The sequence below is a fragment of the Actinomycetes bacterium genome (assembly GCA_036510875.1).
Lineage (GTDB): Bacteria > Actinomycetota > Actinomycetes > Prado026 > Prado026 > DATCDE01.
Genome location: DATCDE010000232.1, coordinates 1 through 7,087 on the forward strand (window position 1 = coordinate 1; position 7,087 = coordinate 7,087).

General features: G+C 70.7%; 6 protein-coding genes and 1 pseudogene. 6 read left to right on the forward strand and 1 reads right to left on the reverse strand.

Annotated elements, in window-relative coordinates:
* The 6 genes and pseudogenes from VIM19_13515 to VIM19_13540 all read left to right on the forward strand — a co-directional run.
* Positions 1-678 (forward strand): hypothetical protein (locus VIM19_13515; protein ID HEY5185891.1); only part of this gene is annotated, 678 nt, incomplete at its 5' end.
* Between the two features lie 197 nt (positions 679-875).
* Positions 876-968 (forward strand): annotated as a pseudogene (locus VIM19_13520) (transposase).
* A gap of 209 nt (positions 969-1,177) precedes the next feature.
* The gene (locus VIM19_13525) at positions 1,178-3,823 is read left to right on the forward strand and encodes a DEAD/DEAH box helicase (protein HEY5185892.1); all 2,646 of its coding nucleotides are present in this window, start codon (positions 1,178-1,180) and stop codon (positions 3,821-3,823) included.
* Positions 3,824-3,924: 101 nt separating this feature from the next.
* The gene (locus tag VIM19_13530) at positions 3,925-4,662 is read left to right on the forward strand and encodes an SWIM zinc finger family protein (protein HEY5185893.1); all 738 of its coding nucleotides are present in this window, start codon (positions 3,925-3,927) and stop codon (positions 4,660-4,662) included.
* Positions 4,663-4,764: 102 nt separating this feature from the next.
* On the forward strand, positions 4,765-5,388 hold the full coding sequence (locus VIM19_13535) for a class I SAM-dependent methyltransferase (GenBank protein HEY5185894.1): 624 nt from the start codon (positions 4,765-4,767) through the stop codon (positions 5,386-5,388).
* Between the two features lie 424 nt (positions 5,389-5,812).
* Positions 5,813-6,496 carry an acyltransferase family protein gene (locus tag VIM19_13540; protein ID HEY5185895.1) on the forward strand — a complete coding sequence of 228 codons (684 nt, stop codon included), beginning with the start codon at positions 5,813-5,815 and terminating at the stop codon, positions 6,494-6,496.
* A gap of 393 nt (positions 6,497-6,889) precedes the next feature.
* Here the strand turns inward: VIM19_13540 and VIM19_13545 are convergent.
* Positions 6,890-7,087 (reverse strand): transposase (locus VIM19_13545; GenBank protein ID HEY5185896.1); only part of this gene is annotated, 198 nt, incomplete at its 5' end.

A 7,087-nucleotide genomic window follows, 5' to 3' on the forward strand; every position in this document is an offset into this window, starting at 1 on the left:
TCCCTGCTGGTGCCGGAGCTGTTCTGGAGGATGAGCCCCAACGAGCGGGACGCCCGCAACCTCATCGCCGAGGGCGCCCTGGAGAAGCTGACCGACTTCGAGCACGACGGCAAGCGCGTGCCGGCCAGCAGGCTGGGCTACCGGATGACCGACAAGCTGGCCACCAAGTACTTCGGCCGGATCTTCCTGCATCCGGATGTGGTCTTCACCCCGGAGATGCTGCGCCCTGAGTTGCAGGACGTGGGCATCTTCGCCGGGTCGATCGCCACGATCGTGACCACGCACGAACGGGTGGCGCGCTCGTACTTCCAGGACGGCACGATCGCACTGGCCGTCCCACCGCTACGGGCCCTGTTGGAGATCATGGCTGAGGGGTTCACTACAGCGGGATGGGGCCTCGATTCGCCGGAGTTCCGGCTCATGTTCACCCGCGAGGCGGTCCTGGCGTCGGACTGGTACGCGCAGCGGTTGGATGCCAAGCAGGCGGCAGCCAGCGCCCGAGCCAACGCGGGACTCGCTGCGATCGAGAAGTTCGTCTCCACTCCCGGGAACGAGGAGCCCACGGCCCGGCTGGATATGCCCGCGCGGGTGGAAGCAGCCCGGACGGAGGCGCAACGGCTGGCCAGCCCGGAGTTCCGCGAGCAGCTGGTCGGCACCGCGGGAAGCACACCCCTGTAGATCATGGCCGCCCCGCTGACAGGGGCGAGTCGGTCACGCCGAGGCGGTCTACTCAAGCGGGTTCGTAGGCTCGTCGAACACGGCAACACCACACGGATGACGCGGACGTGCGAGCGTACCGGGACGCCAGCCGGAGCAATAGTCAAGACCTGTGGATGAAGATCTCTTTAGGCTGCTTCCTCCTTGGTGGCTGGGGCGTCCTGTGGGGTGACCTCGCCCACGCCGGCCTGACCGCGGCGATCGCCGCGACCCTGCCCGGCGCCTCCTGGCAAAGGTGCAGCACCCACTACTACTGCACCGGGACCTGTTGATCCGGCAAGACAACGGCATCGTGTGGCGGCCGCGGATCCAGTCGTACGACTGGACGTTCGGCCTGGACAAGACGGACAAGATCACGCTTTACGCGAACAGCCGTGTCCAACCGTACGGTGGGTTGCCGGCCAACCCGCTCATCGGCTCGTCGCGGGCCCCCAGTCGCGATCTGCGACGATGGTTGGACATGGGGACCCAGCGAGCAGCACCGGTGGACGTCGACGCCGGACTTCACGACCTGGCTGCGGCTCTTGTCGGCTCGGGTCGGTTCGTGCCCGGGCTCACCGTCGATGACGACGGGCTGGCGCGCAGCTGGTGGTGGCCGATGCCAGCCGCCGAGGACCGTACCGCCCTGCGCTGCCTGCTCCCGGACTCAACAGCGGCCTCGCACCGCGGTGTGGCCACGGGCCTGGCCGCCGCGGTTGATGCGCTGGTGCGAACCCGGCTGGCCGACACCGAAGTGCTGCCCCGGCGTCCTGGCCGGCGCACCTTGCCGGAACTGTGGCTGCAGTCCCTGGTGAGCAGCGACCCCTGGCTGCCGGAGACCATCGATGCCGAGCGTGCCCTGGCCCTGGCGGACGCCGTGTCGGAATGGGTCCGGTCGGGGCGCGTCGCGGTCGGCCGGCTGGGGTTGTGCCTTCGGGTTCACGAGCCGCCACCTGACGAGGGCGCTGCGTTGGGTCCGGGGGAATGGACGGTGGAGGTCCTCGTCTCGGATGAGGACGACGAGGGCCTGCGGATCCCGCTGGACCAGTGGTGGTCTAACGCCGCCTCCTACGGACCGGAGGCCGGTCGCGAGCTGCTGGCTGACCTGGCCCGCGCCACGCGCGTCGCGCCCGAGCTGGCCGGCCTGCTCGACGAGGCGGTCCCCGCGAAGACCGTGGTGGATGACGAGGCCGTCGCATCGTTGCTCGTGGATCGGCTCGAACCGCTGACCGACCTGGGGGTCACGGTTCTGCTCCCGTCCTGGTGGACCGGACGGAGCCGGGTCGGCCTGCGGGCGAAGGCCACCACTCGGCGATCGTCGGGTGCCACCTCGGTCACCGAGGCGGGCCTCGGCCTCGACGAGCTGGTCGACTTCCGCTGGGAGGCCGCCCTGGGCGATCTCAGCCTCACCAAGACCGACCTGCGCGACCTCGCCGCGGCCGCCGAGGCTCGACGCTCCCTGGTCCGGCTGCGGGGGCAGTGGGTGGAGGTGCGCGCCGCGGACCTCGACGGCGTGCTGGCCCGCGTCGGCCGCCGAGGGCGCGCGACCGCCGGGCAGCTGCTGCGGGCCGGGTTGGGGATCGAGACGATGGAGGACCTCGACGGGGTCGAGGTGCACGGCGTCCAGGCCAGCGGGTGGCTGGGATCCCTGCTGGACCAGGCGATGCACTCCCGCATCCGTCCTGTTGAACGCCCCACGGGGTTCCGCGGAAGCCTGCGGCCCTACCAAGCCAGGGGCGTGGGGTGGTTGACGTTCCTCGGCCGGCTCGGGCTCGGTGCCTGCCTGGCCGACGACATGGGCCTGGGGAAGACGGCCCAGCTCATCGGCAGCCTGCTCGCCGATCCCGCCGGAGCTCCGACGCTAGTCGTGTGCCCGGTGTCGGTTCTCGGCAACTGGCAGCGCGAGCTCGCGCACTTCGCCCCGCGGCTGCGAGTCCTGGTGCACCACGGACCGGGCCGAGAACGCGACACGGTGGCCGAGCAGGTCGCCGAGGCCGACGTCGTCCTCACGACGTACTCCTTGGTGGCTCGCGACATCGACAGCCTCGCCAACGTCACCTGGGGACGGCTGGTGCTCGACGAGGCCCAGCAGGTCAAGAATCCTGGAACCGTGCAGGCCCGGGCGGTGCGCCGGCTCCAGGCCGGCCGAAGAGTCGCCCTCACCGGCACGCCGGTGGAAAACCGGCTCTCGGAGCTGTGGTCGATCATGCAGGTGCTCTCGCCCGGGCTGCTTGGCACCTCGCGGGAGTTCCGGGACCGTTTCGCCATCCCGATCGAGCGGGATGGCGACGAGGTGGCGACCCGGCGACTCCAGCGCATCACCGGACCGTTCGTCCTGCGGCGGGTGAAGTCCGATCCGGACATCGCGCCGGACCTGCCGGCGAAGGTCGAGCGGACCGACCGGTGCCTGCTGACCCGCGAGCAGGCCGTCCTCTACCAGGCGGCGGTGGAGGAGATGCTCCAGGCCGCCAACGAGACCGAAGGCATCGATCGACGTGGCGCGGTCCTGGCGGGTCTGACCCGACTCAAGCAGGTCTGCAACCACCCGGCGCTCCTCCTCGGCGACGGATCCGCCTTGCCCGGGCGCAGCGGTAAGCTGACCAGGATCGAGGAGCTGCTCGAGGAGATCGTCGATAGCGGAGACCGGGCGCTGGCCTTCACCCAGTACGCCACGTGGGGGGAGCTGCTCGCGCCGTACCTGTCGCGGCGCCTCGGCGTCCGGACGCTGTGGTTCCACGGAGGCGTGCCGCGTGCGCGCAGGGATGCCATGGTGCGGGAGTTCCAGGCCGCCGACGGGCCACCGCTCATGCTGATCTCGCTGCGGGCCGGGGGTACCGGGCTGAACCTGACGAATGCGTCCCACGTCATCCACCTCGACCGCTGGTGGAACCCGGCCGTGGAGGACCAGGCGACCGACCGGGCGCACCGGATCGGGCAGTCCCGCAGCGTGTTCGTCCACCGCCTCGTCAGCGCCGGAACCGTCGAGGAACGCATTGACGAGATGATCGAGCGCAAGCGTGAACTGGCCCAACGGGTCGTGGGCTCCGGCGAGGCGTGGTTGACCGACCTGAGCACCGACGACCTGCGCGATGCGGTCGCGCTGCGACCGGACGTCTGGGAGGCCTGATGGCGCGAAGGAGCCGCTGGGACGATCCCTGGCACCGCTTCCCTGCCTCCACGCCCATCCGGGTCGAGGGGGGCCTGGCGACCACTCGGCAACGTGGCTCGATGGCCGACTCGTGGTGGTCGCGCCGGTTCGTCGAGGTCCTGGAGTCCTACGGACTGGGCACCCGTCTGCAGCGTGGTCGCCGCTACGCGCGGCAGGGGCAGGTCTTGTCCTTGGACGTCTCGCCGGGCCTGCTGGCGGCGCAGGTCCAGGGGTCGCGCCGCACGCCGTACCTGGTGACGATCGCCGTCTCGACCCCCACGGACCGTCAGTGGCGGGTGGTGGACGCCGCGCTGCTCAGTCGCGTCGGGCTGGCCGCCCACCTGCTTGCCGGAGAGGTGCCCGGAGAGCTCGAAGAGGTCTTCACCCAGGCGAAGGCGCCCCTGTTCCCGGAGCATTGGCGGGACCTGAAGACCAGGTGCAGCTGCCCGGACTCGGCCAATCCCTGCAAGCACATCGCCGCAGTCCTGTACCTGTTCGCCGACCGCCTCGACGCCGATCCTTGGCTGCTGCTGGAGTGGCGCGGCAGGACCAGGGACGACGTCCTGGCGGCGCTGGGTCTCCAGGGTGACGTCGGTGGCACCGACGACGACGTGGCGCCGTGGTGGCCGCTGCTCCCGGGCGAGCCGCTGACGGAGGCTGCCTCTCCGCACTTGCTGGGCGCTGAGACCCCGGCAGGTGTGCCCGATCCTCCCCACTCCGTCCTGCGGCGCCTTGACGACCTCGACGTCACCAGCTGGAAGGAGCCGGTGACCGAGGTTCTGCGCGCTCTCTACGCCGTCGTCCTCGAATCGCGCTGACTGCGCAGGCGATCCAGCCCGGTGTCGCGGGCGAACCCTGCGCAGCACCTGATCTATGTCCATTTCGTGCGAGGCACGTCGGGTCGGACGCACCATGGGCCGGTGTCCTTCGAGGTGACTGCCGACGCCCACGCCCAGTTCATGGGGCGGTTCTCGAGGCCGCTGGCGGTCGCTTCCACCGACGCTGTCGGGGTGGGCGGGGGCCAGACAGCGTTGGACGTCGGCTGCGGCACGGCTGCCCTGACCGAGGTGCTCGCGGCGCGGCTCGGCGCTGACCGGGTGGCGGTCGTGGATCCGTCGGAGTCGTTCGTCGCCAGCATGCGGGGGCGGTTCCCCGGGATGGACGTTCGTCAGGCGGCTGCCGAGGAGCTGCCTTACGACGACGAGCTCTTCGACGTCGTCCTGGCGCAACTCGTCGTCCACTTCATGACCGACCCAGTCCGTGGTCTGGCGGAGATGGCCCGCGTGGCCCGCCCGGCCGGGGTCGTGGGCGCCACCGTGTGGGACCACGCCGGAGGTGCGGGACCGTTGGCGGTGTTCTGGGCAGCGGTGCGGAAGATGGACCCCGGTGCGCACGACGAGTCGCGCTTGCCTGGCGTCGCCGAGGGACACCTTGCCGAGCTGTTCGCCCAGGCGGGATGCCCGAGGTCGTCACCGCAGCGCTCACCGTGCCCGTGGATCACGCCACTTTCGATGAGTGGTGGACCCCGTTCACGCCCGGCGTAGGCCCCGCGGGTGCCCACGTCGCCCGCATCGACGGGTCCTCCCGCGCGGAGCTGCGGGAACGTTGCCGCGAGCTCCTGCCCGACGCGCCGTTCGCGACCAAGGCAGTCGCGTGGACCGCCTGGACACGCAAGCCAGCCCGTTGACGCCCCTGGGACCTCCGCCCCTGGGACCTCCGCCCCTGGTGGGCTCGATCCACGAACCGACCATGTGATGGTGGCGCGGGGTCCAGGTCCTGCTTGCGGGGTCGCGCCCAGAGATCGCGATCTCGTCGGCAAACAGCCACCGCCGAAGCGTCGGCTCTACGTCGACAACTCAAGGTCATCCTCATCGCGGCGATCATCGCCATCCACGCCGTCCTGAGCTACGCCGGGACGGCGGGGAGCTCTGGACGTACACCGAGATGCGGGAGGTCACGCTCTCTCCGGTGGTCGAGAGGGTGCTGTTCGTCGCAGCTCTCCCGGTCGGGCTGTTCATGATCGCGCTGCTGTTCCTGGTGGCGGGTCTGCTCACCCCGCCGTCGGTGGCCCGCAAGGGTCCCACCCGGTTCGCCGAGGACCGACTGCTGCGTCTTGGCGTGCCCTTCGCGGTGTACGTCCTGCTGGTGCAGCCGACACTCGAGTACGCGCTGGCGCATCCGCTGCGGGTGGCTCCCGGCTCCTACTGGCAGGAGTACCTCGGCGAGGAGGGGGCGCTGGACACCGGACCGCTGTGGTTCGTGGGCGTCCTGCTGGTGTTCTCCCTCGCCATCGCGGCATGGAACGGCGTGCGACGGCACGAGCCCCACCGGGCCCCAGCAGGGGGGAGGTCACCCCATGGCACCTGGTGCTGGCCGCCGCCGTCGTCCACGGACCTGAACTTCTGGCAGTGGCCCGCCTGCCTCGCTGTGTTCGCGATCGGCATCGCGGGCTCGGGGCGCGGGTGGCTGGTGGCTGTTCCCGACCGTCTCTGCCGGCAGTGCGGCGCCGTGACGCTGGTGGCGGGGGTCGCGATGGCGGCACTGCTTGTCCTCACGGGCTTCCGCGATGAGGTCGATGCGTTGAGGGGGTTGGGGCTGGCCAGCTCTGGCGTTCGCCACGATCGAGAGCGCGCTGAACGTCCACGACGCTGAGGAGGTCGATGACGGGGAGGACCGAGACCGTCGAACTCATCGATGCAGAAGTGTCCGGCGATCGACGTCACGGCCACCGAGCGGGCCCCCGCCGCCTGGGCCCGAGGTCGACCGACCAGCCCGACCGGCCCGGCGATCTCGGTGTTGGTCAGGCCCCGCGCCACGGTGAGGCGCTGCTGATGCTGGGGAGTGGTCCCGCGCTGACCTAGGTGGCCGGTGTGAATCGGCTGGTTTCGGGGGGCTCGGGCTCGGCAGGGCAGTCCCTGGGGTGACTGCCGCTGTTGTGTCGTCGTGGGTTCCTGGCGGTTGTGCTGGTTGCTGAGGGCCGGCAGCGGCGCCGGTGGCCGGCGTTGGGTGTCCTGGGGTGGCCCGGATGGTCGCCTGACCCGGCTGTCAGGCTGTCGCGGTGACCCAGCCACTGGAGGTGGAACGGAGGCCGAGCACGGCGACGCGGGCCAGGTTGTGGGCCGCGGCGAGGAGGTTGAAGTCGGCGTCGATCTTGGTCTTGCCTCGCATGCGGGCGCGTCTTCCGCCGTGTCTGCGGTGCATCAGATGACCGAGCTTGCGTTCCACTTTGGGCCTGGTCGCCCG